The organism is Arthrobacter sp. KUASC02 (genome assembly GCF_059739395.1).
On the sequence record NZ_AP046053.1, the window covers coordinates 2,745,129 to 2,767,672 of the forward strand.

The 22,544-nt window shown below is 65.0% G+C and carries 19 protein-coding genes; 15 read left to right on the forward strand and 4 right to left on the reverse strand.

All coding sequences use genetic code 11. The features are described 5' to 3' along the window. Positions 1-23 precede the first annotated feature (23 nt). The 6 genes from AC6JAC_RS12765 (at position 24) to AC6JAC_RS12790 (ending at position 6,651) form a co-directional block, all read left to right on the forward strand. A complete protein-coding gene (locus tag AC6JAC_RS12765; RefSeq protein ID WP_497964940.1) occupies positions 24-1,259 on the forward strand; it encodes a CaiB/BaiF CoA transferase family protein in 1,236 nt (411 codons plus the stop codon). Then, positions 1,260-2,135, forward strand: coding sequence for a hydroxymethylglutaryl-CoA lyase (locus tag AC6JAC_RS12770; protein WP_497964942.1), 876 nt, complete (start codon positions 1,260-1,262; stop codon positions 2,133-2,135). 57 nt (positions 2,136-2,192) lie between these two features. Next, positions 2,193-3,626, forward strand: coding sequence for a 2-hydroxycarboxylate transporter family protein (locus AC6JAC_RS12775; RefSeq protein ID WP_497964944.1), 1,434 nt, complete (start codon positions 2,193-2,195; stop codon positions 3,624-3,626). 91 nt (positions 3,627-3,717) lie between these two features. Then, positions 3,718-4,257 carry a gamma carbonic anhydrase family protein gene (locus tag AC6JAC_RS12780; RefSeq protein ID WP_497964946.1) on the forward strand — a complete coding sequence of 180 codons (540 nt, stop codon included), beginning with the start codon at positions 3,718-3,720 and terminating at the stop codon, positions 4,255-4,257. A 34-nt stretch (positions 4,258-4,291) separates the two neighbouring features. Beyond that, on the forward strand, positions 4,292-5,977 hold the full coding sequence (locus tag AC6JAC_RS12785; RefSeq protein ID WP_497964948.1) for a thiamine pyrophosphate-binding protein: 1,686 nt from the start codon (positions 4,292-4,294) through the stop codon (positions 5,975-5,977). A 20-nt stretch (positions 5,978-5,997) separates the two neighbouring features. After that, positions 5,998-6,651, forward strand: coding sequence for an IclR family transcriptional regulator (locus AC6JAC_RS12790; protein ID WP_028272749.1), 654 nt, complete (start codon positions 5,998-6,000; stop codon positions 6,649-6,651). Here AC6JAC_RS12790 and AC6JAC_RS12795 read toward each other — a convergent pair. Further along, positions 6,648-7,694, reverse strand: coding sequence for a LacI family DNA-binding transcriptional regulator (locus tag AC6JAC_RS12795; RefSeq protein WP_497964950.1), 1,047 nt, complete (start codon positions 7,692-7,694; stop codon positions 6,648-6,650). The two genes, AC6JAC_RS12790 and AC6JAC_RS12795, sit on opposite strands and share 4 nt — an antisense overlap. Before the next feature lie 299 nt (positions 7,695-7,993). Here AC6JAC_RS12795 and AC6JAC_RS12800 point away from each other — a divergent pair, with 299 nt between their 5' ends. From AC6JAC_RS12800 to AC6JAC_RS12820, 5 genes are all read left to right on the forward strand, one after another. Next, entirely contained in the window at positions 7,994-8,959 is a 966-nt protein-coding gene (locus AC6JAC_RS12800) for a carbohydrate ABC transporter permease (RefSeq protein ID WP_497964952.1), read from the forward strand. Next, positions 8,956-9,774: a carbohydrate ABC transporter permease gene (locus tag AC6JAC_RS12805; protein ID WP_497964954.1), complete on the forward strand. Its 819-nt coding sequence runs from the start codon at positions 8,956-8,958 to the stop codon at positions 9,772-9,774. Before AC6JAC_RS12800 ends, AC6JAC_RS12805 begins: the two co-directional genes overlap by 4 nt. Before the next feature lie 83 nt (positions 9,775-9,857). Then, entirely contained in the window at positions 9,858-11,123 is a 1,266-nt protein-coding gene (locus tag AC6JAC_RS12810) for an ABC transporter substrate-binding protein (RefSeq protein ID WP_347898848.1), read from the forward strand. A gap of 106 nt (positions 11,124-11,229) precedes the next feature. Continuing rightward, positions 11,230-13,587 (forward strand): alpha-L-rhamnosidase-related protein, encoded by a 2,358-nt coding sequence (locus AC6JAC_RS12815; protein WP_497964957.1) that lies wholly within the window; start codon positions 11,230-11,232, stop codon positions 13,585-13,587. Between the two features lie 54 nt (positions 13,588-13,641). Continuing rightward, the gene (locus AC6JAC_RS12820) at positions 13,642-15,945 is read left to right on the forward strand and encodes an exo-beta-d-1,3/1,6-glucosidase (protein WP_497964959.1); all 2,304 of its coding nucleotides are present in this window, start codon (positions 13,642-13,644) and stop codon (positions 15,943-15,945) included. An 85-nt stretch (positions 15,946-16,030) separates the two neighbouring features. On the opposite strand, the gene AC6JAC_RS12825 is transcribed toward AC6JAC_RS12820, so the two are convergent. Together AC6JAC_RS12825 and AC6JAC_RS12830 are read right to left on the reverse strand one after the other, a co-directional pair. Continuing rightward, positions 16,031-16,534 (reverse strand): DUF1801 domain-containing protein, encoded by a 504-nt coding sequence (locus tag AC6JAC_RS12825; protein WP_454698469.1) that lies wholly within the window; start codon positions 16,532-16,534, stop codon positions 16,031-16,033. A 33-nt stretch (positions 16,535-16,567) separates the two neighbouring features. Beyond that, complete coding sequence (locus tag AC6JAC_RS12830) at positions 16,568-17,362, reverse strand: hypothetical protein (protein ID WP_231511412.1); 795 nt, start codon at positions 17,360-17,362, stop codon at positions 16,568-16,570. A gap of 149 nt (positions 17,363-17,511) precedes the next feature. Between AC6JAC_RS12830 and AC6JAC_RS12835 the strand changes: the two genes are divergently transcribed. The 3 genes from AC6JAC_RS12835 to AC6JAC_RS12845 all read left to right on the forward strand — a co-directional run bounded on the left by AC6JAC_RS12835 (position 17,512) and on the right by AC6JAC_RS12845 (position 19,437). Next, positions 17,512-18,069, forward strand: coding sequence for a putative immunity protein (locus AC6JAC_RS12835; protein ID WP_028272756.1), 558 nt, complete (start codon positions 17,512-17,514; stop codon positions 18,067-18,069). A gap of 127 nt (positions 18,070-18,196) precedes the next feature. Next, on the forward strand, positions 18,197-18,538 hold the full coding sequence (locus AC6JAC_RS12840) for a hypothetical protein (RefSeq protein ID WP_028272757.1): 342 nt from the start codon (positions 18,197-18,199) through the stop codon (positions 18,536-18,538). Positions 18,539-18,732: 194 nt separating this feature from the next. Next, positions 18,733-19,437, forward strand: coding sequence for an SOS response-associated peptidase (locus AC6JAC_RS12845; protein WP_028272758.1), 705 nt, complete (start codon positions 18,733-18,735; stop codon positions 19,435-19,437). Positions 19,438-19,490: 53 nt separating this feature from the next. Here AC6JAC_RS12845 and AC6JAC_RS12850 read toward each other — a convergent pair whose 3' ends face one another. Next, positions 19,491-19,811: a hypothetical protein gene (locus AC6JAC_RS12850; protein WP_197025017.1), complete on the reverse strand. Its 321-nt coding sequence runs from the start codon at positions 19,809-19,811 to the stop codon at positions 19,491-19,493. A 502-nt stretch (positions 19,812-20,313) separates the two neighbouring features. Between AC6JAC_RS12850 and AC6JAC_RS12855 the strand changes: the two genes are divergently transcribed. After that, positions 20,314-22,470: an amylo-alpha-1,6-glucosidase gene (locus tag AC6JAC_RS12855; RefSeq protein ID WP_028272759.1), complete on the forward strand. Its 2,157-nt coding sequence runs from the start codon at positions 20,314-20,316 to the stop codon at positions 22,468-22,470. Positions 22,471-22,544 lie beyond the last annotated feature (74 nt).

The following is a 22,544-nucleotide window of genomic DNA, read 5'->3' on the forward strand; positions in this document are numbered from 1 at the left end:
TCAAAGACGCAGGCAGGAATCACATGACGCAGGAACTTTCTTTGGAGGGCAACTCCCTCCCGCTCCAGGGCATCCGTGTGCTGGAGCTCGGCAGCTTTATCGCGGCGCCGTTCGCCGCCCGGCTTTTTGGGGACTTCGGTGCGGAAGTCATCAAGATTGAAAAGCCCCAGGGCGGTGACGAGCTGCGGGATTGGCGCAAGACCCGTGGCACCACCTCCATGCTGTTCCGCACGATCGGCCGCAACAAGAAGTCGGTGGCCCTGGACCTCCGTTCCGAGGCGGGACGCGAAGCGGTCAAGAAGATCGCGGCACAGTGCGACGTTGTCATCGAAAACTTCCGTCCGGGCACCCTCGAGAAGTGGGGGCTCGGCCCGGAGGTGCTCCAGGAGCTCAACCCGGACCTGGTGATGGTGCGGATCTCCGGTTACGGCCAGACCGGACCGTACAAAAACCGCGCCGGTTTTGGCAGCTCCGCGGAATCCTTCGCCGGCCTGCGGTACATCACCGGTGAACCGGACCGTCCCGCTGGGCGTGCGGCGGCCAGCGTCGGCGACACCGTGGCCGGTTTGTACGGGGTCATCGGTGCCCTCATGCTGATGTTCCAGAAGGCCCGCGGACTTCGGGCCGGTAGCTCCAACGTGGTGGACGTCGCCCTCTACGAAGGCGTGTTCAGCCTCCTCGAGTCGCTGGTCCCGGACTACGACGCGTACGGAATGGTCCGGCAGCGCACCGGCGGCGCCCTGCCCGGCGTCGTACCAACCGGCTCCTACCTGTGCCAGGACAACCTGGAGGTGGTCATCGGCGGCAACTCCAATTCCGTGTTCGTCCGCCTCATGCGGGCGATCGGCCGCGAGGACCTGGCCGAGGACGGATCGCTGCTCGCTACGGAGGCCCGGGGCGCCCGGGAGGAAGAACTGAACGGTGCCATCTCCGCCTGGACGGGCAGCATGCCACTGACCGAAGTGCTGGACAAACTGGACGACGCCGGGGTCCCCGCGGGTCCCGTCTACGACGCACCCAGCATCGCCGTGGACAAGCATTACCTTGCCCGAGACATGATCCAGACCCACGAAGTGGTCATCGACAACGAACCCGAGCTGATCCGCTTCCCCGGAGTTGTCCCCAAGATCCCGGGACACGAAGGCCGCGTCAAATGGGTCGGGCCTGATCTGGGCCAGCACACGGAAGAGGTCCTGCAGGAACTTGCCGGCATGACCGCCGGCGAAATTGCCGGGCTCGGACTGCAGGGGGTGCGCTAAATGAAGGTGGAAATCACCGACGTCTTCCTGCGCGACGGCCTCCAGGACGAACCGGTCATTGTGTCAACAGCGCACAAACTCGAAATCGCCGAGGCCCTGATCGCAGCAGGGCTCCAACGCATCGAAGCGGCGTCCTTCGTCAACCCGAAACGCGTGCCGCAGATGGCCGACGCCGCCGACATCATTTCCATCCTGCCCGCAGTTCACGGCGTGACCTTCACCAGCCTGGCGCTCAACGGAAAGGGCATTGACCGGGCCGTGGCCGCAGGCGCAACCGATATCCAGGTGGTCACCTCCGCCAGCCAGGCGCACAGCAACGCCAACGCAGGGCAGGCCATCGAAGACGCCCTCGCCGGCATCAGCGAGGCAGTTTCCCGGTACCCGGAGGTCCGTTTTTTCGCCGGGATCTCCACTGCTTTCACGTGCCCGTTCGAGGGCAGCATCGACCCCGGCTACCTGCTGCGTGTGGTCCGCGCCTTCAAGGACATGGGAATCGCCGACGTCGGGCTGGCCGACACCTTGGGCACCACTCCCACCGCGCGGGTGATGGCCAGCCTGCACGCAGTCCGCGACGCCGAACCTGAGCTGACCTACTACCTGCACCTCCACAACGCCCACGGCCAGGCACTGGCCACCGCCAGCGCTGCGGCGGGGACCGGCGTCGTCCGTTTCGACGCCGCACTCGGCGGCTACGGCGGCTGCCCGTTCGCGCCCGGCGCTCACGGCAACATCGCCACCGAGGAACTGGTCAGGCACCTGCACGCCGAAGGCCACGAAACCGGCATCAGCGAGGACCGCCTCGCTGAAGCGGTCAGGCTCGCCCGCGGGATCCTCCTGCGCTCCCCCGCCGCCGGGCTGCTGGACCCTGCCCGCTAACCCCCAACCGCACAACATTCCCGCTAACAATTCCTACTCACCGTTTTGGAGACGAAGATGTCTACAAGCCCGCGCACCACGGAATTTCCCACCGAACCAACGGACACGGCCATGAACGAACCCTCCCCCGGCCCCGCCGGGGGCATCGAACACCCGGTGACCCGGACCGCTGGCCCACGTCCCGGGACCCACTATCCCGGCCGGCAAGGCTTCCGCATCGCCAGCCTTCCCGCCCCGCTGTACCTCGTCCTCGCAGGCCTTGTCCTGACCGCCGCCCTGACCGGCAACCTCCCCGACACGATGGTGGCCGGCTTTGCCACCACCATCCTGCTCGGCGGCCTGTTCATCTGGACCGGGAACCTGTTCCCCGTGGTCCGCGACTTCGGGCTGCCGACCGTCCTGTGCACCTTCGCTCCCGCCACCCTGGCCTTCCTCGGCCTGATGCCCGGGAACCTGGTCACCGTGGTGCAGAACTTCATCGACGGCCACGGCTTCCTGGACTTCTTCGTCGTCGGCATCATCGCCGGTTCCATCCTGGGCATGCCACGGGCGCTCCTGCTCAAGGCAGGACCTCGCTTCGCGGTGCCCATCGTGGGTTGCCTCATCGCCACCTTCGTCCTTGTGGGGCTCATCGCTGCCCTGACCGGCTTTGGGTTCATCGAGGGGATCCTCTTTGTCGCCGCACCCATCATGGCCGGCGGGCTGGGCGTCGGCGCCCTGCCGATGTCCGAGATGTACGCCTCCGCCACCGGCGGTGACTCCGCCACCTTTATGGGTGACCTCATGTCCGCCGTGGTCATGGCCAATGTCGTCTGCATCCTCATCGCCGGCGTCTATAACGGACTGGGCAAGCGCAAAAAGCAGCTCTTCGTCGGCTTCAACGGGCACGGCCAGCTCCTGCGGATCAAAGGCCGCTCGGACGAGCTCACCCTGCCTCCGAAGCGGGACACCTCCTCCTTCATCGCCCTGGGCAAGGGCCTGCTCATCGCCGGCAGCCTCTTTGTCTTCGGCAACCTCGCCGCGGGATTCCTTCCCGGGCTGCACCCCTACGCCTGGGCCATCATCGCCGCCGCCGCCGTCAAGATCTTCGGGTTGCTCCCCCAGGACGTCGAGGACTCCACCGCGGACTGGGGCGACCTGATCGGCGCCGTCCTGGTTCCCGCACTCCTGGTGGGCGTCAGCCTCACCTACATCGACATCACCGACGTGCTCGCCTCGCTCAGCAACCCGCTGTTCATCCTCCTGACCATCTGCACGGTCGTCATCGCCACCCTGACCTCCGGCATCCTTGGATGGCTGGTCAAGTTCAACTTCGTCGAAGCCTCCATCACACCCGGCCTGGTGATGGCGGACACCGGCGGCAGCGGTGACGTGGCGGTCCTCAGCGCGGCGAACCGCATGCACCTCATGCCATTCGCGGCCCTAACCAACCGCCTCGGCGGTGCGCTGGTCCTCTTCGTAACCTCCCTGATCGTCCCGTTCCTCGGCTAACTGCCGGTTCACCCGGCACCACGGAATTACGACGGCGGTGCCCCGCACCTTCCGCGGGGCACCGCCCCTCCACCCCAGCAAAGGAAAACCCATGACCTCGCACATCCTGGCCGTCGACGGCCGCAACCCCGCACTCTCGGAAGATGCGTGGATAGCCCCCACCGCCGTCGTCGTCGGCTCGGCAACCATAGGTGCCGGCACCGGAATCTTCTACGGCGCCGTGGTGCGGGCGGACATGGAGGACATCAGCATCGGCGCCGGCAGCAACATCCAGGACGGCGCCGTCATTCACGCCGACCCGGGCTACCCGGCACGCGTTGGCAGCAGGGTCAGCGTGGGGCACGGGGCCGTGCTGCACGGCTGCACCGTCGGGGACCGGACGCTGATCGGAATGAATGCGACGATCCTGAACGGCGTCGTCATCGGCGCCGGCTCCCTGATCGCAGCCAACGCCCTGGTGCTCGAAGGTATGGAGGTCCCGCCGGGATCGCTCGTGGCAGGCGTCCCCGGAAAGGTGCGCCGCCCGCTCACCCCCGAAGAAATCAAGCACTGCAGCCAAAACGCCGCCACCTACCTCGAGCTCACCAGGAAGCACCGCGGCGCCGCCCGGCTGGTCCCGTCCGGCAGCTAGCGCCTTGCCCGAACCCAGGAACATGAAGGAAACCATGATCATCACCAGCACAGAACCTGCAACCGACGCACCCGCCCTCCCGGACGAAGGCCACGTATCCGCGGTCGTCGCGGACGTCCTAGCGGAGCGGGCCGGACATCTGTTCGGCCTGATGGGCAACGGCAACGCCCACCTCATCAGCCGGCTCACACGCCGGGGTTTTCCCTTCACATCGGCCCGGCACGAGGCTGCCACCGTGGCCATGGCGGACGCGTACCACCGGGCGACCGGAAGCATTGCCGCCGCCACCACCACCTACGGCGCCGGCTTCACCAACGCGTACACCACCCTCGCCGAGGCGCGGATGGCCCGCATCCCGCTGGTCCTCGTGGTGGGAGACGCGCCGTCCACCGGCCAGAGACCCTTCGACGTCGATCAGGCCAAGGCAGCAGAGGCAGTCGGTGTAGTGACCTTGGTGGCCGGCCCGGGCAACGCCGCCGCCATCACCCACCGCGCGTTCGACCTCGCACTGCAGAGCGTCCAGCCCGTGATCGTGGCCATTCCCTATAACCTCGCCACCGCCCCGCCTTCGGTTCCGGAACCGCTCGAGCCCCTGCCGGCAAAGCCTGCGTGGCCCGCAGAACCGGGAAACCTGGACCGAGTCGCCGGCCTGCTCGCACCAGCGGAACGGCCGCTGATCCTGGCAGGGCGGGGCGTCCTGCTGGCACAGGCGGCTGAACCCCTGCGCGGCGTGGGAGACCGGCTCGGCGCGCTCTACATGACATCAGTCATGGCGGCCAACGCGTTCAACAGCCCGTGGGACCTCGGCATTGCCGGCGGGTTCACCCGCAGCCACCGCCTGGCCGTCGCGCGCCAGGCCGACGTCGTCCTGGTGGTGGGAGCCAGCCTGAACACCTTCCAAACACGCTACGGAACACTGTTCCCGGACGGCACCAAAATTGTCCGGGTGGACAACGAACCGGACCCGGGACAGCCGGCGGCGGAGTACATCCGGGCGGACATTCTCCCGTTCATCGAGGGCCTGCTGGAGCGCGTCCGCACCGCCTCGTCTTCCACCTGGCGTGACCACGTGCCGGAGGTATCCAGGGCCGAGTTCCGGTCCTCCGTACCCAGCGAGGACCCGGGCGAGTTCGGACCGGATGGACGGCTGAACCCGCGTGCCGTCGTGGCCGCACTGGACCGCATCCTCCCGGCCGAACGCTCTGTGGTCATGGACGGCGGCCACTTCATCGGCTGGGCGCCCATGTACCTGACCGTGCCGGACCCGCACGCCATGGTGCTGGTGGGCACCGCCTTCCAATCGATCGGCCTGGGCTTCGGGTCCGCGGCCGGCGTCTCGGTGGCCCGACCGGAGCGCACCACCGTCCTGGTCAGCGGCGACGGCGGCGGGCTGATGGGGCTCGCCGACTTCGAGACTTTCCTCCGGGCCACCCGAAAAGGTGTGGTGGTGGTGCTCAACGACTCAGCCTACGGAGCGGAGCTTCACCAGTACGCCGCCAAGGGACTCCACGACCAGGCGATGCTGATCGACGAAGTGGACTTCGCCGCCGTCGGGCGTGCACTGGGCGCCCAGGGCGCCAAGGCCCGCACCCTGGCCGACCTTGGCCAGCTGCAGGAGTGGCTTGGGTCCCGCCAGGAAGGCGTTTACGTCCTGGACGTGGCGATCTCCCAAAAAGTGGTGGCCGAGTTCATGGCTGAGTCCGTGGCAGCCAAAGGCTAGCGACGCCATAAGCTGGCCACATGCCCTCTAGCGACACCAACGGACCCAACCGCACGCTCGAACGTGCCGCCGCCATCCTCGATGCCGTGGGCCGGTCCTCGGCGTCGGCCAGCGAGCTGTCCCGGCGCACCGGCCTGTCGCTGTCGACGGCGCACCGCCTTGCGTTGCAACTCGCCGACTACGGCTTCCTCCGCCGAACCGAAGGCGGCGCGTTCCGGCTCGGGGACCGGTTCGTCAGGTCAGCTCTCGAAAATGCGGGAATACCCGCCCTCAACGACCTCCGCGACCAGACCGGCGAAACAGCACAGCTGTGGGTGCGCCGGGGGGACGACCGCGTGTGCCTGCTTAGCGTCGACAGCCGGCACGAACTCCGCGCCACCCTGCCTCCCGGCTCCAGGCTGCCCCTCCCCCAAGGGTCCAGCGGCCGGCTCCTCGCCGCGGAGGAGGATGCCCTGGCAGAACTGGCCGCCAGGGGCTGGATTGAATCGATAGGTTCCCGCACGCCCGGCCTGGGCTCCGTCAGCGCCCCCGTGCGCACCGACGACGGAATCATCGCCGCAGTCTGCCTCGCCATGCCGCTGGCCAGGGTCTCTGAGTCCCCGGGCAAGGACCACGGCAACCTGGTGGTGCAGGCGGCGGAGCGCATTGCCGAAGCAGCCCGGCGACGGACCTAGCCCTTACCCACCTCAACCAGGGGCGCCGCACTGGTCCCGCGCGGCACCAGGACCGGCAGCACGCTGCTGTTCACGGCCTCGGCCCTGCCGCCCACACGCTCCAGCAGGAGGCGTCCGGCGGTTGAACCCATGTTGAGGCCTGATTGATCGACCGTAGTCATCGAGATCGGCGCCAGCGACGTGGTGAAGATGTTGTCAAAGCCCGCCACGGATATTTCGTCCGGCACCCGGATGCCCGCGTTCCACAGTGCCGTCAGGACACCGAACGCAGCAACGTCGCAGCCGGCAAACACAGCCGTAGGCCTCTCTTTCCGGGACAGGATCAACCGGCCCGATTCCTCGCCCCCTTCCTGGCTCCACTGCGATTGGATGATGTCAATGGCGTCCCCCAGGCCGTGACGGATCATCGCATCGACATACCCGCGGACGCGGACCTCCTCAGGGAGCCTGGCGTCGTTCGTTCCGGTCGTCGTGTGGTTGACGTAGGTAATCTGCCGATGCCCGAGGGACACAAGATGGTCAACTACGAGGTTCGCACCGGCAAAGTCGTCGGCGGCGACGGAATCGAACTCAGGGCTGGCCCCGTGGCGGCCGAGTACGACAACAGGGATTTTCTTGGCCAGTTCCTCCAGCTCGGCGTCGGTGCCGAGGGGGGAAATCAGGACGATTCCGTCCATTGCCCGGTCGATCAGGTCTTCGACCATGCGGTCCTGGGCGTCCTTGCCCGAGCCCGCAGGAGCCACCAGCAGCCGGTACTTCTGCCGTTCGCACTCCCGCCTGATGCCTTCGACGAGCAGCGATGAGAATTCGTTGTGCAGGTCCGCGACGACGACGGCCACGGTGTACGTTCGGCCGCGCATGCCACGGGCGGAGGCCAGCGGCCGGTATCCGAGTGCCTTCATGGAAGCCTGCACCTTGGCCTTCATTTCCGGGCTAACACCGTAGGCGCCGCGAAGCACTTTGGACGCGGCGGCGGTGGAAACACCCGCGTGGGCTGCAACGTCCACGATCGTGGGCCGCTTGGTCACGGAACTCCTGCTCATCGCGCCTCCTTGAGCTGCGTTGATGGTGATCACCCCTTCTTATCGCATAAGTAGCGACGACCCCTTGGCAGATCGCCATGTTGTGATCTACGCTATAAAAAGTGTATAACGTACTACACGGATTCAGCGAGAATGTGCTTACATCTTCGTAGAACGTATTACTGGAACATCACACCGGACACCCCCATCGCGAAGAGCCGAAGCTCAGGCCGCGCAACTTTCTCTGAAACGTTTCAGAGCGGTGGGTTTCACCTCCGCCAGAGGCGGAGACGTCCTCGACGAAGAGAATGGAAAATGCGATGACCCAACGTGAACTCGCAGACCCCCGCACGGGGGACCCTGGCCGTTCCACGACACCCCAGCCGCCCCGGCCTGCCCGGCCGAGCAGACGCCGGGCAGGCGTCGGCACAAGGGCGCCGTGGTGGTTCCTGCTGCCGGCGCTGGCGCTGTTCACCCTGGTTGTCGTGATCCCCAGCTGGCGCGGGGCGTTCTACTCACTGACGGACTGGGACGGGCTGTCTCCGCGTTTCGACTTCGTCGGACTGGACAACTTCTTCCGCGTCTTCCGGGACTCCGCTGCCGGCGCATCAATCATGAACACCGCCCTATACGCGCTCGGCATCACGGTGGTTCAAAACTTCATCGGCCTGCTTTTGGCGCTTGGCGTCAACTCCGCCATCCGCTCCCGCAACTGGCTCCGGGTCCTGTTCTTTGCACCGGCGGTGGTTACGCCACTCGTTGTGGCAAACCTCTGGCAGTACATCCTTGCCCCCCAAGGGGCGCTGAACATCGCCCTTCGAGCGATCGGCTTGGACTTCATGGCCCAGGACTGGCTCGGAAACGCCCAACTGGCGTTGCCGGCAATTATCTCCGTAGTGGTATGGCAGTTTGCCGGATACTCCATGGTGATCTTCCTGGCGGGCCTCCAAAGCATCCCGGAGGACATCTACGAAGCCGCCAGCCTCGACGGGGCCGGGTCTTTCAAGACCTTTTGGAACATCACCCGGCCCCTGCTGGCTCCGTCCATGACCATCAACCTCATGCTGTCACTCATCGGCGGCCTGAAGCTGTTCGACCAGGTGCTGATCATGACCCAGGGCGGGCCGGGAAGCGCCACCGAAAGCCTGAGCACTATCGCCTACAAGGACGCCTTCCAGTTCCAGCTGTTCGGATACAGCACCGCCCTGACGCTGGTCCTGACCGCGTTCGTCGCGATCGCTTCCATCATCCAGTTCACCCTGCTCCGCCGAGGAGAAGACAAATGAAGCGCTACACCCTGAAGACGGGCGTCCTCGAGGTCGTCATGATCCTTGTCGCCCTGCTGTTCGCGGCCCCGGTATACGTACTGCTGAACACCGCCCTTAAGCCGGGAGGCGTAACAACGTCCCTGGCGCCCGTCCAGAACCCGTCGTTCGACAACTTCGTCACCGCATGGGTCAGCGGAGGACTGGGGCCCGCAATGGTCAACAACATCGTCATCACCGTCGTGTCAGTTTTCCTGATCGTCGTGATCAGCGCCTCCGCAGCCTACCCGCTGGCCCGCATAACCCGGACCTGGTCCAAGCTGACATTTGCGTTCTTCCTGGGCGGGCTGCTCATCCCCGGCCTGCTGGCGCTCATCCCGCTGTACACGACCTTCCGGGACCTGCAACTGATCGGGTCGATCTGGGGTCTGATCATCATCTACGTCGGTGCACAGATGCCCTTTTCCATCTTCCTCTACGTTCAGTTCCTGCGGTCACTTCCCCTTGATTTCGAGGAAGCAGCCACCCTGGACGGCGGACGCCCGTTCCGGGTCTTCTGGCAGGTCGTGTTCCCGTTGATGCGCCCCATCACAGGCACCGTCGTCATCCTGAACACAATCCATGTCTGGAACGACTTCTTTACCCCTCTCCTTTACCTCTCGGGTAGCGGAACGAACACCATCCCGATCGCGATCTACTCCTTTACCGGGCAGTACGTGAACCAGTGGGGAACGATCTTCGCCGCCCTCATCATCGGGGTCGTCCCCCTCCTGATCTTCTACTTCCTCCTGCAGCGAAGCATCATCAAGGGCTTCGCAGGAGGTCTGAAGGGTTGAGCGCAGCACGCACGCAACATCCCCGCCCAACCAGCACCACCCGCCGTCCACACCCCCCAACCCATGCCTTTCAAGGGAGAATCATGCGTCACAAGAATGTCCTCACCGCCATCGGGGTGATAGCCGCCGTCGGCATCTCGCTCACCGGATGTTCCTCAAACCCGCCTGCAGCCAGCTCAAGCGGCACAGTCACCGTGGCCCGGCTGTCCGGCTCCGATGAGAAGTGGAAGGCAATCGCCGACAAGTTTCACGAACTCAACCCGGACCTGACGATCGAATACACGGTCATCCCCACGGACAGCTACAACCAGCAGATGGGCACCCGCCTCTCGGCAGGAACCGCCACCGACGTCCTGAACGTCTTCCCTGGCAGCGGAAACGCCACTGCCGTACGCACCCTTGCCAAGAACGGCTACCTCGCGGATCTGTCCGGCGAAAGCTGGGCTTCCGGCCAGCCTGGGTCCACCACTGCCCCGACCAGCTACGAGGGCAAGAGGTACATGTTCACCGACGTGGCCACGGCCAACACCCTGGGCGGCGTCTACAACGCCAAGGCTTTGCAGGACGCCGGACTGAAGATCCCCACAACCTACGCCGAAGTCCTGGGCTTGTGCGCCGACGCGCAAAAGGCCGGCAAGGTGGCTTATGCCCTGGGCGCACAGACCCAATGGGTCACCCAGCTGGTCACCTACGCCCTGGCGGCCACGGACGTCTACGCCAAGGATCCGGACTTCAACCAGAAGCAACTCAACAAGGAAGCCACCTTCCAGGACAGCAGCTGGGCAGACGCCATGACCAAGTACAAGGAAATGTACGACAAGGGCTGCTTCAACAAGGACGCCCTGGGCACCTCAGTGGACAGCCAGACCGCCATGGTGGCCGACGGCCGCGCCCTCGGCGCCATCCAGATTTCGACAATGGGCAACTCCATGACAAAAGCGAATCCCGATTTGAAGATCCAGCTGGCGCCCCTTCCGGCAACCGACACAGCAGCCGACACCCGTTTGGCTTTCGGACTCGGAGTGGGCTGGGGCGTCAACGCCAAAGCCAAAAACGCCAACGGCGCGAAAAAGTTCCTCGAATTCCTGGCCGGCAAAGAAGGCAGCGCCATGAACGCCGACAAGTTCGGCGTGGCTCCCGGAGGCGTGATCGAGGCCAACGACGTCAACAGGCTCGAGGTTCCCTTCGTCGAAGAAGGAAAGACTGTTCCGTTCCCTGACGTTGACTGGCCGTCACCCCAGGTACAGAACCTTCACCTGACGGGTGTCCAGGAGATGCTCGGCGGATCCAAGGCCCCGAAGGACGTCCTGACCTCAATGCAGGAAGCCTTTACCGGCGCACTGAAATAGGACCGGCAGAGGGGCGGCCATCAACCATGGCCGCCCCTCGCTACTCACCCTTTGCCGACCAACCGGCAACCCCAAGAAACGTCGATGAGAAATGAAAAGCTTCCCAGTGGTTCAAACAGAGCACGTCGTTACGAAGCAGGATCTGGGCGGTCCGTGGTTCGAACTGCCTGCGGGCCCCGATGGGGTACCCGGCGACGGTGTCGCATCGTCCATGCGGTTCCGTTCCCGCGTCGCCGTCGATTCCCCCGTAGCCGGCCCGGCATGGCTCCATATCAGCGCCGACTCACGCTACCGGCTGCACATCAACGGCGCACTTGTCGCCGCCGGCCCCGCCAAGCCTTCCGGCCGGACGTGGTTCGCCGATGCCGTCGACGTCGCTTCCTTCCTTGTCGCCGGTGAGAACATCATCGGGATCGACGTCTTGACGTATTCACCGACGTCCCTCGGAAACGCGTCGGTCCAGCGTACGGGCAGGCCCGGTTTGCTGGTCAGGGGAATCGTCGGGGAAACGGACCTTTCGGTTCCGACGGCCTGGAAATGCCGGCCGGTGAAGGGGCGTCGGTTCCATCAGGGCCGCAACACTCTTTTCCTCGGCATCCAGGAAACAGTGGATGGGGCCGTCAGCGAGCACGGCTGGCTCAGCGGAAGTTTCAATGACGCCGCCTGGCGGATCCCCGCGCTGGACAGCCAGGAGCCGTTCATCGCAACACCCAGGCCGCCCCTTGCAGCACGGCCCATACCGCAGCTGACACTGGCCCCCGTGCCGGTCATCGGCGTCACCAGGACTTCGGACCCGGGACTTGACTGGACACGGCTCCTCAGCGGCAACACGGTGGAGATCCCGCCCAACTCAGACGTTAGCGTTGATGTGGACGCCGGGTTCCTGATGACCGCGTTCCTGGCCATTGCCGTCGAAGCGGGCCACGGCGCCCGGCTGCAGCTCACGGCGGCCGAGTGCTACGAACAGCTCCCCGTTGACATACCCTGGCTCCGCCGGAAAGCAGACCGCACCGATCACGTCACCGGTGACCTCTACGGGGACCCGGACCACTACGTCTTCGCGGGGACCGGCACCCCGAACGCCCCAGAAGTATTCTCGCCCTTCTGGTTCAGGACCTTCCGGTACCTGCGGCTCAGAATCACCACGACGGACGCGCCCCTCCGGCTGCAATCCCTGAAACTCACCCGGACGCATTATCCGCTCGACGTCACGGGCTCGTTCTCATCGTCCTCGGATGTGCAGCGTCAGCTGTGGGACGTGAGCGTTCGGACCCTGCTGAACTGCATGCATGAAACCTTCGAGGACTGCCCGTTCTATGAACAGCTGCAATACGCCATGGACACCCGTTCTCAGGCACTGTTTTCGCTGCACCTGTCGGCTGATGACCGGCTCATCAGGCGGGCCATCGGGGACTTCGCGGCCTCCGGAAGCCCGACCGGGCTGACCGAAAGCCGTTCCCCCTGTGTCGAGCCCCAGTTCATCCCCGGCTTCTCTCTCTACTGGATCAGGATGGTCGCAGAGCACGTCGATTTCGTTGGCGACCGTTCCTTCACCGAGCGGTTCATCGGCAGGATAGACGCCGTCCTGGGCTACTTTGACGACCGGCTGTCCCCCGACGGATTCATCATCTCCGCCGAGGGCGACGGTATTCTGTGGAACTTCGTTGACTGGACAGAAGCCTGGCGGGCCAGCCGCGGCGTCCCCGATCTGGGACCCCGCCGGGCTAACACCATAGCCACATTCATGTACATCTCCGCCCTGAAGTCAGCGGCATCCATCGCGGACTTCTGCGGGCGGACAGGACTCGCCGAGGAGTACACCTCCCGCGCGGACGCCGTGACCCGCCGGATTGCGGACGGGCCTGCCTGGGACGAGCAAACAGGCTATTACCTAGACACGGACAGCGGGTCACCGCAGAGCGTCCACGCCCAGATGTGGGCCGTCCTCTCCGGAGTTGTGCAGGGCGCTGCGGCCGCGGACCTGCTCCGCAGGGCCGTGGCGGACAGTCGCCTTGCTCCGTGCTCCTACGCCACCGCACTGGACCTTTTTGATGCCCTCCGGCTTGCCGGCGCCCACTACAGCGTGGACTGGAAACCCTGGGAGGACATGCTGGCTCAAAACCTTACGACCTGGGCAGAAGACACGGTAAGCCTGCGCAGTGATTGCCACGCCTGGGGCAGCGTGCCGCTGCAGCACTTCCCGCGTTACATCCTCGGCGTGTCACCGGCAGCGCCAGGCTTCACAAGCGTTGCCATCGACCCGGCACCGAGCGACCTGGAGTGGGCCGAAGGAACCGTCCCCACCCCCCAGGGCTTGGTCACGGTGGCGTGGAAACGCACGCCTTCCGGCCGGGAGGTGACAGTCTCCGCCCCCGTAGCCGCCGTGCTGAACCTTCCCGCTACCGCTTCCGGAACCACCGAGCACGTCGACACCGGCCGACGCACCTTGACCTTCATCCTCTGACGACCTACATCCTCTGACGCACTGCCGCGCAGCAACCAAGAAATGAGAATCCCCGTGAACACACCGCAGAGCGACCTCCGCACCGCTCCTTACACCAACCCCGCGTTGCCCATCCCGGAACGGGTTGATGACCTGCTGGGCAGGATGACGCTGGAGGAGAAGGTGGGCCAGATGCTGCAGCTCGACGCCCGCGGGAACATCGAGGACCTGGTGCTCGGCAAACTGGCCGGATCACTCCTGCACGCCTCCCCCGAACGCATTATGGAATCACGCAAACTCTTGCTCACCACGCGTTTGCAGATCCCCCTGCTGATGGCAGACGACTGCATCCACGGCCACTCATTCTGGCCCGGAGCCACTATCTTCCCAACGCAACTTGGCATGGCGAGTACCTGGGACCCTGCCCTCGTGGAAAAGGGAGCCCGCGCCACGGCCGTCGAAGTCGCTTCCACCGGGCTGCACTGGACCTTCTCCCCCGTCCTCTGCATCAGCCGTGACCTACGCTGGGGCCGGGTCAACGAGACCTTCGGCGAGGATCCGCACCTGATCGGCGCCCTCGGAAAAGCCATGATCCGCGGCTACCAGGGAAACGGACTCACAGACACCACCGCCATCCTCGCCACCGCGAAACACTTCGCGGGATACTCAGAAACCCAGGGTGGCCGGGACGCCAGCGAGGCGGACATCAGCCGGCGGAAACTGCGGTCGTGGTTCCTGCCGCCATTCCAGGAAGCAGTGGAAGCCGGGTGCCGCACCTTCATGCTCGGATACCAGGCCATCGACGGAATCCCCGTGACAGCCAACAAGTGGCTGCTCAACGACGTCCTCAAGGGCGAGTGGGGATTCACCGGCACGCTGGTCACCGACTGGGACAATGTAGGGCGCATGGTGTGGGAACAGAAGGTTTGCGAGGACGACGTCCAGGCAGCAACCGTCGCAGTGGAAGCCGGGAACGACCTCGTTATGACGACGCCGCAGTTCTTCGAAGGAGCGCAGGAGGCCGTCAGGCGCGGTGATCTGGACGAGCGGCTGATCGACGACGCCGTGCGCCGGCTGCTGACACTGAAATTCGAACTCGGGCTGTTCGAGAATCCCCGCATCCCGGACGCGGCCCGGCAGGCCAAGGTCATCGGCTCCGCAGAGCACGCCGCAGTCAACCTGGAAATGGCCCGACGCTCGCTCGTCCTTCTCACCAACGACGGCACGCTGCCGCTCGACGGCGGTCTGGTCCCGTCGGGCACGGTCAGGGCCGGAATTTCCGGCGAGCCACGAACGATTGCCATCATCGGTCCCAACGCCGATGACCCCCACGCACAGCTGGGCGATTGGGCCGGCGCCTCCGGGCAAATCAACTGGCTGCCTGACGGTCACCCAAGGCACCTGACCTCAACCGTGCTCGACGGGTTCCGCGCAGCCGTGCCGGAGGATTGGACCGTCACCCATGCCCGAGGGGCCGACATCGGGCGGCTCGTGCCGGACCCGGCAGGACCCACCTACGCCGACGGACAGCCGCGGCCTCCGATGTTCCTGGCAGCCGGGACCGATGAGGCCATGCTCCAGGAAGCGGTCCAGGCTGCCCGGAACGCCGACTACGTCGTCGCCGTCATCGGCGACACCGTGGCGCTGGCCGGCGAGACCAAATCGACGGCAACCCTGGAACTCCAAGGCGGCCAAATCGAGCTTGTGGACCGCCTCATCAAAACCGGCGTTCCCGTCGTCGTCGTTCTCGTTCAATCAAAGCCCTCGGTCCTGCCGCGGTCCGTCCTCGACGCCGCAGCCATCATCGAGGCGTTCAACCCCGGCATGATGGGTGGCCGGGCCGTCGCGGAACTGATCCTGGGGCTGATCGAACCGACCGGCCGGCTGCCCATCTCCTTCGCACGCCACGCCGGTCAACTCCCGATCTACTACAACCAAATCCGGGGCCAGCACGGCGACCGCTACGCAGACCTGTCCCAAGACCCGCTGTTCGCATTCGGCGAAGGCCTCAGCTACACCACCATCGAATACTCCGGGCTCCGAATCCTCAACGAATCAGTTACTCCTAACGACACAGTGCAAGCCGTCGTAACCCTCAGAAACACCGGAAACCGGCCTGCCATCGAGACCGTCCAGGCCTACGTCACCGACGTCGTCACCAGTGTGACCTGGGCAGAACGCGAGCTGAAGTCGTTCACGCGGGTGCGCGTCGGGCCCGGACAATCCGTCGACGTCGAACTGTCCCTCCCGGCCTCCGCATGCTCCCTCGTGGACCAAAACGGCCACCGAGTCGTCGAACCGGGTGTCTTTGAGCTCCTGGTCGGCAAGAACTCCCGCGACGCCGGGATGCTGAAGGCAGAATTCCGGATCACCGCATAGCCCCCGCAAGACCCGGTCAGGAGACGTCAAGTCCGAGGCCCCGATTGGGGCGGCCAAAGGGGTCAGAAGGCAGGTTAACTCGGGTTCAACGCCTTTTACCCCCGACACCCGGCACGGACGCGACCTGCTTCATCCACGCCGCAATCTGTCGTTCGTCGATGTCCTCGATGGATTCGAGCTCCACGCCCCGCGTCGACTTGCCCATCCCGACCGGTGTCACCGGCGGTACAGGCTCGAGCGCCCCACCATTGATGAACATGAGCTTCACATGGCCGGCAAAGCCGCCGCAGCTGAAACACCATCCGTCGCCGACACCGTAGTAAGCCATGCCCCACTTCACGGAGCGCCGGAGGCCGGGCAGCGTCTTCGCCGCCAGCGCATCGACCGCTTCGGCGATGCCGCGCTGCGGCTGCGGCAGGCTGGCGATATAGGCGAAGACCGGCTTGTCTCCGACCGCCGCTTTCGCGGGGCTGGCCCTGCCGGTCATGGCTTCCGGCAGCGTCGCGGCAGCATCGGCATCTGCCCCGGCGTGCGTGGCCGGCTCTTGGGCTTCCCTCTTACCGATCTCCCTACTGGTCATGGAGAGCATTATTCCTCACGCCTCCCGGGACGCCGCCGGTCCTCAGGCAATCAGGTTGAGCGTGAGTTCCACGGCACTGAGGAAGAGCGCCAGAACCGACGTGCCAAGCCCAGCCACCAAAAGCAGGCCCGGGTGGGCCAGACCCACCACAACGCGCCGGAGTTGGGGCGAATGCCGCAGGAACCTCTTGGGCAGCCGCGACTCTTCCGGGATCTGCCGCCACCCGCGGAGACGGCGCAGGAACCACGCGCAGCGCACGATAAGCGCCATCCACAACACCGACACAACCAGCGGGACCGCCGCAAGGAGCAGATTGAACCCCAATGACGTCACGGCACGTTCCGAGTTCCCGGCCAGTGCCTGCACCGTTGTGGAAATCGAGGCGCTGGCCACGACAGAGAGGCCCCACACCAGAAACGCGGCCGTCAGCGCGAGGAACCGGACAAAGAAGTGCGCGAGCACCGATTCCTTCTGGGGCTTGAGGTAGCGACGCGGGGTCGCATGGAGCACGGCCACAGTGCAGGCCAGTGTGGGCAGGGCCGCCATCCCCACCAGCACGTACCAGGTCCAGCCGGCGAGGTCCACGAACTCGTCAACGACGATCAGCAACGCCCAGAAACCGGTCCAAACCCAGCCTGCATAAAGCGGATTCCGGATCAGCCAGGCAGGCAGACGCTGAGCCACCGGGACAGAGGGCGGAACAGGTGGCAAGGAATCAGGATTCCGGACCCTCCCAGTTACGGGCGCAACAGCAGCCGGACCGACGCCGACGGCGCCGTTGGGCAGGGCCCCTGCCCGGGCGTCCGGCGGGTTTTGTTCCCCTTCAGCCATGCTCATGGGCTCACTGTAGCAATGCGGGAGGCGGGTCCGCCGTCGTCCGTCCCTGCGGTTGAGTACGGCGCGGGGCAGCGGAGAGCCGTTGGCTATCGCTGAGGAAAACGGCCCGTTCCAGGGTCGGGGCCGGAAGCCGTGTGTAGGGTACTGATATGGCTTCTCCGCAGACGCTAAGTGAGGCCGAGCGCCGCGTCGTCGCAAGTTGGGCAGCCGACTGCGCTGAGCGGGTCGTGGCCTTATTTGAGGCAGAGGCGCCGGCAGATGGCCGCCCCCGTGATGCGATCGCCCGAGCCCGGGCCTTCGCCCGCGGTGAGCTCAGTGCCGCCGACGAGATCCGCCGGCGGTTTGTTGCCGGCCGTGCCGCAGGAGAGGTAGACAGCCCTGCTGCGGTGGCTGCCGCCCGGTCTGCCACGCAAGCCGCAGCCGTCGCCCACATGGGAGCGCACGCCTTGGGCGCCGCCGCCTATGCCGCGAAAGCGGCCGGGCTGGCAGCACCCCATCGACCCGGGACGGTCGACGACGAAGTCCGGTGGCAACTCGAGCACATGACTGACGAAGCCCGGTCTGCGCTTCGACGCTTGCCGCCGCTAGGTGAAAATTCCGCCGGTCCGCTGGGTCCAGGACTGCTCTCGTCCGGCATCCTCGCCACGATCATCCGCGCGATCCAGGCCGACCTGGCTCGCCCTGACCGGCCTGCCTCCCCCAACTGAAACTGCTGCCCACCCGCGGTCCTGTCCGGAGGCACGTTCGGTGCTGCCGCAGGCTATGGCCGCCGGCTACCCGGCAGACTTAAACTTGTTGTACTTTCCGGGATTTCGTGCACGAGGGAGAAATGTCATGGAGATCATGGAGCAGGTGCATGAAGGAATGCACGTCGTGGCATCTGACGGGAAGAAGATTGGCAAAGTCGAGGACCTGAAAATGGGTGACCCGGAGGCAGTGACCTCAGACGGCCAGACTGACCCGGAAACAGGAGGCCTCGCCAACACCGTGATCGAAAGCTTTGCTGTTTCCTCCAGCCTGCCTCGGCACGCTGCAGAAAGGCTCCTGCGGATCGGCTATGTAAAGGTCAACAGGTCCGGTTTCCTGGCCGGGCACGGCTACTTCGCCTCGGATGAGCTGGACCGGGTCGACGGCGATACTTTGTGGCTCAAAGCGGGCCGGAACGCAGATTCATAGAGAGCCGAAAGCCCATATGGCAGGGCCGACCGGATGGAAGCACGAAGCGCGAGTACGCGAGTACGCGATGGAAACCCGCGGCGGGGAAACAGGTAGCGCTCACTCACGCCGCTCAACCGGAGGCGTCATAGACTTTGGTTCCGTTCGCCGCCTGAGGGATTTCCGGCCACCCTCCCGTGTAGCAGAATGGGCGCATGTGCGGCAGATACGTGATGTCAAAGGCGACCGGGGATCTTCTCTCGAAGTTTGATGCCAAGGAAATCGAGGGCACCCCGCCCGCGCCGAGCTGGAACGTGGCCCCTACACAGGACGTTCCGATCATCGCCGAAAGGCTGGACGAGGGCGCTATTGACCGGCGGCTGCTGATCGCCCGCTGGGGCCTGGTCCCGTCCTGGGCCAAAGACCTCAAGATCGGCTCTCGGCTGATCAATGCCCGGAGCGAATCCATCCTGGTGAAGCCCTCGTTCCGCAAAGCAGCCGTGAAGCGCCGAGCCCTGATTCCCGCGGAGGGCTACTACGAATGGCAGAAGACCGAGGACGGGAAGAAGATCCCGAACTACCTTTACTCCGAGACGGACGACGTCCTCGCCTTCGCCGGCCTCTACGAGTTCTGGCCGGACCCGTCTCTGCCCGAGGACGATCCCGGGCGCTGGCTCCTCAGCTGCACGGTCCTCACCACGACGGCCCATGACACGCTCGGGCACGTCCACGACCGCGCCCCCGTTATCGTCCCTCCAGCCATGTACGCGGACTGGCTAAACCCTGGAACGACCGACAAAGATGCCGTGCAGCAGCTCCTGAATGGCATCCCGGAGCCGGTTCTTACTCCGCGCGTCGTTAGCGACCGGGTGAACAGCGTCCGGAACGACGGGCCGGAACTCATTGAACCGGCCTCCTGAACGACCTCGTCTATGACGAACGCCGGCGGTTTAGAACGCCCTCTTAACTGTTCCTACTCACCATCGTCCGGTGACGCCGCGGCATGCCTTCCGGACGGCGCTCTCCTGACAACGGGAACAGCTGCTGTGTCGAAAAACTGATAGTCGGTCGCTGGAACACGGATGGTTCCGGCAGCCTCCGCTTTCTCCCGGATGAAATCGTGATCGGCCCGCGAAAGCACAATCTGCCCGTGCGGATCACACTCGAAGTCCTTGCGGGCTTCCTTGCTGATTTTTGCAGACACAGTACGGGGCACCACCAGACATCCCGGATTTTCCAGAAGCCAGGTCCGGGTCTCGGAATCGAGACGGTCCCACTCGTCCTTGAGGCTCATTCCTGCCTGTACCCCTTCCAATACGTCTTGTCATGAGGTGAATTCCGTTTAGAGTACGCCTCCAGTCATGCGGTTGACAGCCCCCAAACGCGCCCGCGGGAATTACCGGCCCGGAGGCCACGCCAACCGGCCCGGGAGCGACCTTAATGACGCAAGGGCGGTGCGAGCCTCGCCGGCTTTTCCTTCAAAAAGGGGTGTGACCGGGCAGAAAGAGCAGGTAGCTGATACTCCAGCCCAATCCGGGACGTCGGCTTACACTTTTTATGAGAGGTCGTTTTCCTTGGAAACAACTCTCGGCGGTAGCTACGCCAGTGCCCGGATCACGGTGGGGCAGCCTCTCGTCAGCACCCCGGCAGGGCCAGCCGAAGATTGGAAGGCCACAGTGCCTGTTATCAAACCCCGTAGAGGCGTAGCGTCAATCCAACGGAGTACTGCGGCGATCGACGGTTCCACCTAGAGCCCGTGCCGTCGCCCCGGTCTTGAGCCGTTTGAGGAGGCGGGGATGGCTGGATGGAATGCTGACACGGCTGCTGGGCCCGTAGGGTCCGGGACGGTTACTTTGGTGGAGGGTTCATCCTTCTGTATTTCGTTGGCCAATGGCGACATCCACCCGGAACATCCGCACGGTGTCTTCTACGAGGACACCCGCATCCTGTCGCGCTGGAACCTGGCAATCAATGGGCAGCCGCTGGAGGCGCTGACAGCTTCGACGATGGAACCCTATCGGGCCTTGTTTATCGGCCGCGTTCCCCGGTCCGACGGATACGCGGACAGCCCCCTGATCGTGGAGCGCCTGCGGGAAGTGGGTGCAGGGATCACGGAGGAGATCACCATCCGGAACTACTCTTTGGACGAAACCGACTGTGTGGTCACCTTCAACGTTGAATCGGACTTCGCGGACCTCTTTGAAGTCAAGGAGGCACGTGTCCAGCGGCGGTGGGAGGAAGTCCGCCAAACGGAGGGCGACTCACTCACCATTGAGGCAGCCTGGCAGGACGTCCGCAAGGGCGTGGTCGTTAATGCGAGTGGCGCAGACGTCACCCCGGAGGCCCTGACCTACCGGGTGGTCGTTCCGGCGCGCGGACACTGGAGCACCCGGGTGAACGTAGTGCCCGCCGTCGACGGCACCGGCCGCGTGGCACCGTTCGTTCGTCCGGTTCCAGGTGAGGTTTCTCCCAGCGACCGTCGCCGCCAGGAATGGGTCGCGAAGATTCCCAAACTGCACATGGGTAACCGCTCCATCGAGCGGACCCTTCGTCGCAGCTACGACGACCTGGGCGCCCTCCGCATCGAGGACCCCGCCCACCCGGAGCGGATCGTGGTGGCCGCCGGCGCACCGTGGTTCATGACGCTATTTGGCCGGGACTCCCTCTGGGCCTCGGAAATGGCACTACCGGTGGACCCGTCACTGGCACTCGGGACCTTGCAGACACTGGCTGACCGGCAAGGCAGTGTGGTGGATCCGATGAGCGAGGAGGAGCCGGGCAAGATCCTGCACGAGGTCAGGCTCGGCGTGTCCAGCGGGCTCTCCCTGGGCGGCAAGTCCGTCTACTACGGCAGCGTCGACGCGACCCCGCAATTCGTGATGACCCTCGCGTCCGTGAGCCGTTGGGGTTTTGCCAAGGACACCATTTCCGCGCTGCTGCCCCACGCCGACCGCGCACTGGATTGGATCCGGACATACGGTGACAAGGACGGTGACGGGTTTGTCGAGTATGAGCGGCTCAACGAGCAGGGCCTCATCAACCAAGGCTGGAAAGACTCCTGGGACGGAATCAACTTCGCCGACGGGCGTGTGGCGGAGCCGCCCATCGCGCTCTGCGAAGTCCAGGCCCTGACCTACTCTGCGTTCTTGTCCCGGGCATGGATGGCGTACGACGCCGGTGACTCGGCTTTGGCGGCCCGGCTTACGGAGGACGCCGCACAGTTAAAGAAGAGGTTCAACGAACAGTTCTGGATGCCTGACCGCGGCTACTACGCCATCGCTCTGGACGGCAAGAAACGGCAGGTCGATGCGTGCGCATCCAACATGGGCCAATGCCTGTGGCACGGCATCGTCGATGAAGACAAAGCCCCGAAGGTGGCTGAACGTCTCATGTCCCCCGAAATGTTCAGCGGCTGGGGCGTGCGAACCCTCGCCAGTGACATGGGCGCCTACAACCCCGCCAGCTACCACAACGGCTCGGTCTGGCCGCATGACAACGCGGTCATCGCCGCCGGCCTGATGCGCTACGGTTTTGTACAAGAGGCGCAGAGGATCTCAACCGCCCTCTTCGAAGCAGCCGACTACACCGAAGGCCGACTCCCGGAGCTGTTCTGCGGCTTCAGCCGCGAGCAGGTCGCCGAGCCCGTGCCATATCCCACTGCATGCTCTCCACAGGCCTGGGCGGCCACGACACCGATCATGCTTGTGACGAGCCTGATGCGGTACGACGCCCATATCTCCCGGGGCGGATTCTGGATGGACCCGGCGCTCCCGGACTCCTACGGCGACCTGCACATCACCAACGCGCCCATGGCGGCAGGCCGGATCACCATCGACGTCACGGCTTCAGAACCTTCCGTGCAGGGCCTGCCAGAGGGAATAGTCTTCCACCGTGGATATCGGCCGTGGCTGACTGAACTCGTGGAACAAGCCAAACTGGGAAACGAAGGCTAGCAGGACGCCTGTTAAGCCAGGCATGTTTGCGGCAGAAACCCCGGGTGGATCTTGACACCCGGGGCTATGGCTAC

Coding starts and splice junctions, on each gene's coding strand:
- AC6JAC_RS12780 (WP_497964946.1), top strand. CDS start 3,718: ATGACCTCGCACATCCTGGCCGTCGACGGCCGCAACCCCGCACTCTCG.
- AC6JAC_RS12770 (WP_497964942.1), top strand. CDS start 1,260: ATGAAGGTGGAAATCACCGACGTCTTCCTGCGCGACGGCCTCCAGGAC.
- AC6JAC_RS12835 (WP_028272756.1), top strand. CDS start 17,512: ATGGCTTCTCCGCAGACGCTAAGTGAGGCCGAGCGCCGCGTCGTCGCA.
- AC6JAC_RS12825 (WP_454698469.1), bottom strand. CDS start 16,534: ATGCTCTCCATGACCAGTAGGGAGATCGGTAAGAGGGAAGCCCAAGAG.
- AC6JAC_RS12855 (WP_028272759.1), top strand. CDS start 20,314: ATGGCTGGATGGAATGCTGACACGGCTGCTGGGCCCGTAGGGTCCGGG.
- AC6JAC_RS12810 (WP_347898848.1), top strand. CDS start 9,858: ATGCGTCACAAGAATGTCCTCACCGCCATCGGGGTGATAGCCGCCGTC.
- AC6JAC_RS12800 (WP_497964952.1), top strand. CDS start 7,994: ATGACCCAACGTGAACTCGCAGACCCCCGCACGGGGGACCCTGGCCGT.
- AC6JAC_RS12845 (WP_028272758.1), top strand. CDS start 18,733: ATGTGCGGCAGATACGTGATGTCAAAGGCGACCGGGGATCTTCTCTCG.
- AC6JAC_RS12830 (WP_231511412.1), bottom strand. CDS start 17,362: ATGAGCATGGCTGAAGGGGAACAAAACCCGCCGGACGCCCGGGCAGGG.
- AC6JAC_RS12795 (WP_497964950.1), bottom strand. CDS start 7,694: ATGAGCAGGAGTTCCGTGACCAAGCGGCCCACGATCGTGGACGTTGCA.
- AC6JAC_RS12840 (WP_028272757.1), top strand. CDS start 18,197: ATGGAGATCATGGAGCAGGTGCATGAAGGAATGCACGTCGTGGCATCT.
- AC6JAC_RS12775 (WP_497964944.1), top strand. CDS start 2,193: ATGTCTACAAGCCCGCGCACCACGGAATTTCCCACCGAACCAACGGAC.
- AC6JAC_RS12765 (WP_497964940.1), top strand. CDS start 24: ATGACGCAGGAACTTTCTTTGGAGGGCAACTCCCTCCCGCTCCAGGGC.
- AC6JAC_RS12790 (WP_028272749.1), top strand. CDS start 5,998: ATGCCCTCTAGCGACACCAACGGACCCAACCGCACGCTCGAACGTGCC.
- AC6JAC_RS12785 (WP_497964948.1), top strand. CDS start 4,292: ATGATCATCACCAGCACAGAACCTGCAACCGACGCACCCGCCCTCCCG.
- AC6JAC_RS12805 (WP_497964954.1), top strand. CDS start 8,956: ATGAAGCGCTACACCCTGAAGACGGGCGTCCTCGAGGTCGTCATGATC.
- AC6JAC_RS12850 (WP_197025017.1), bottom strand. CDS start 19,811: ATGAGCCTCAAGGACGAGTGGGACCGTCTCGATTCCGAGACCCGGACC.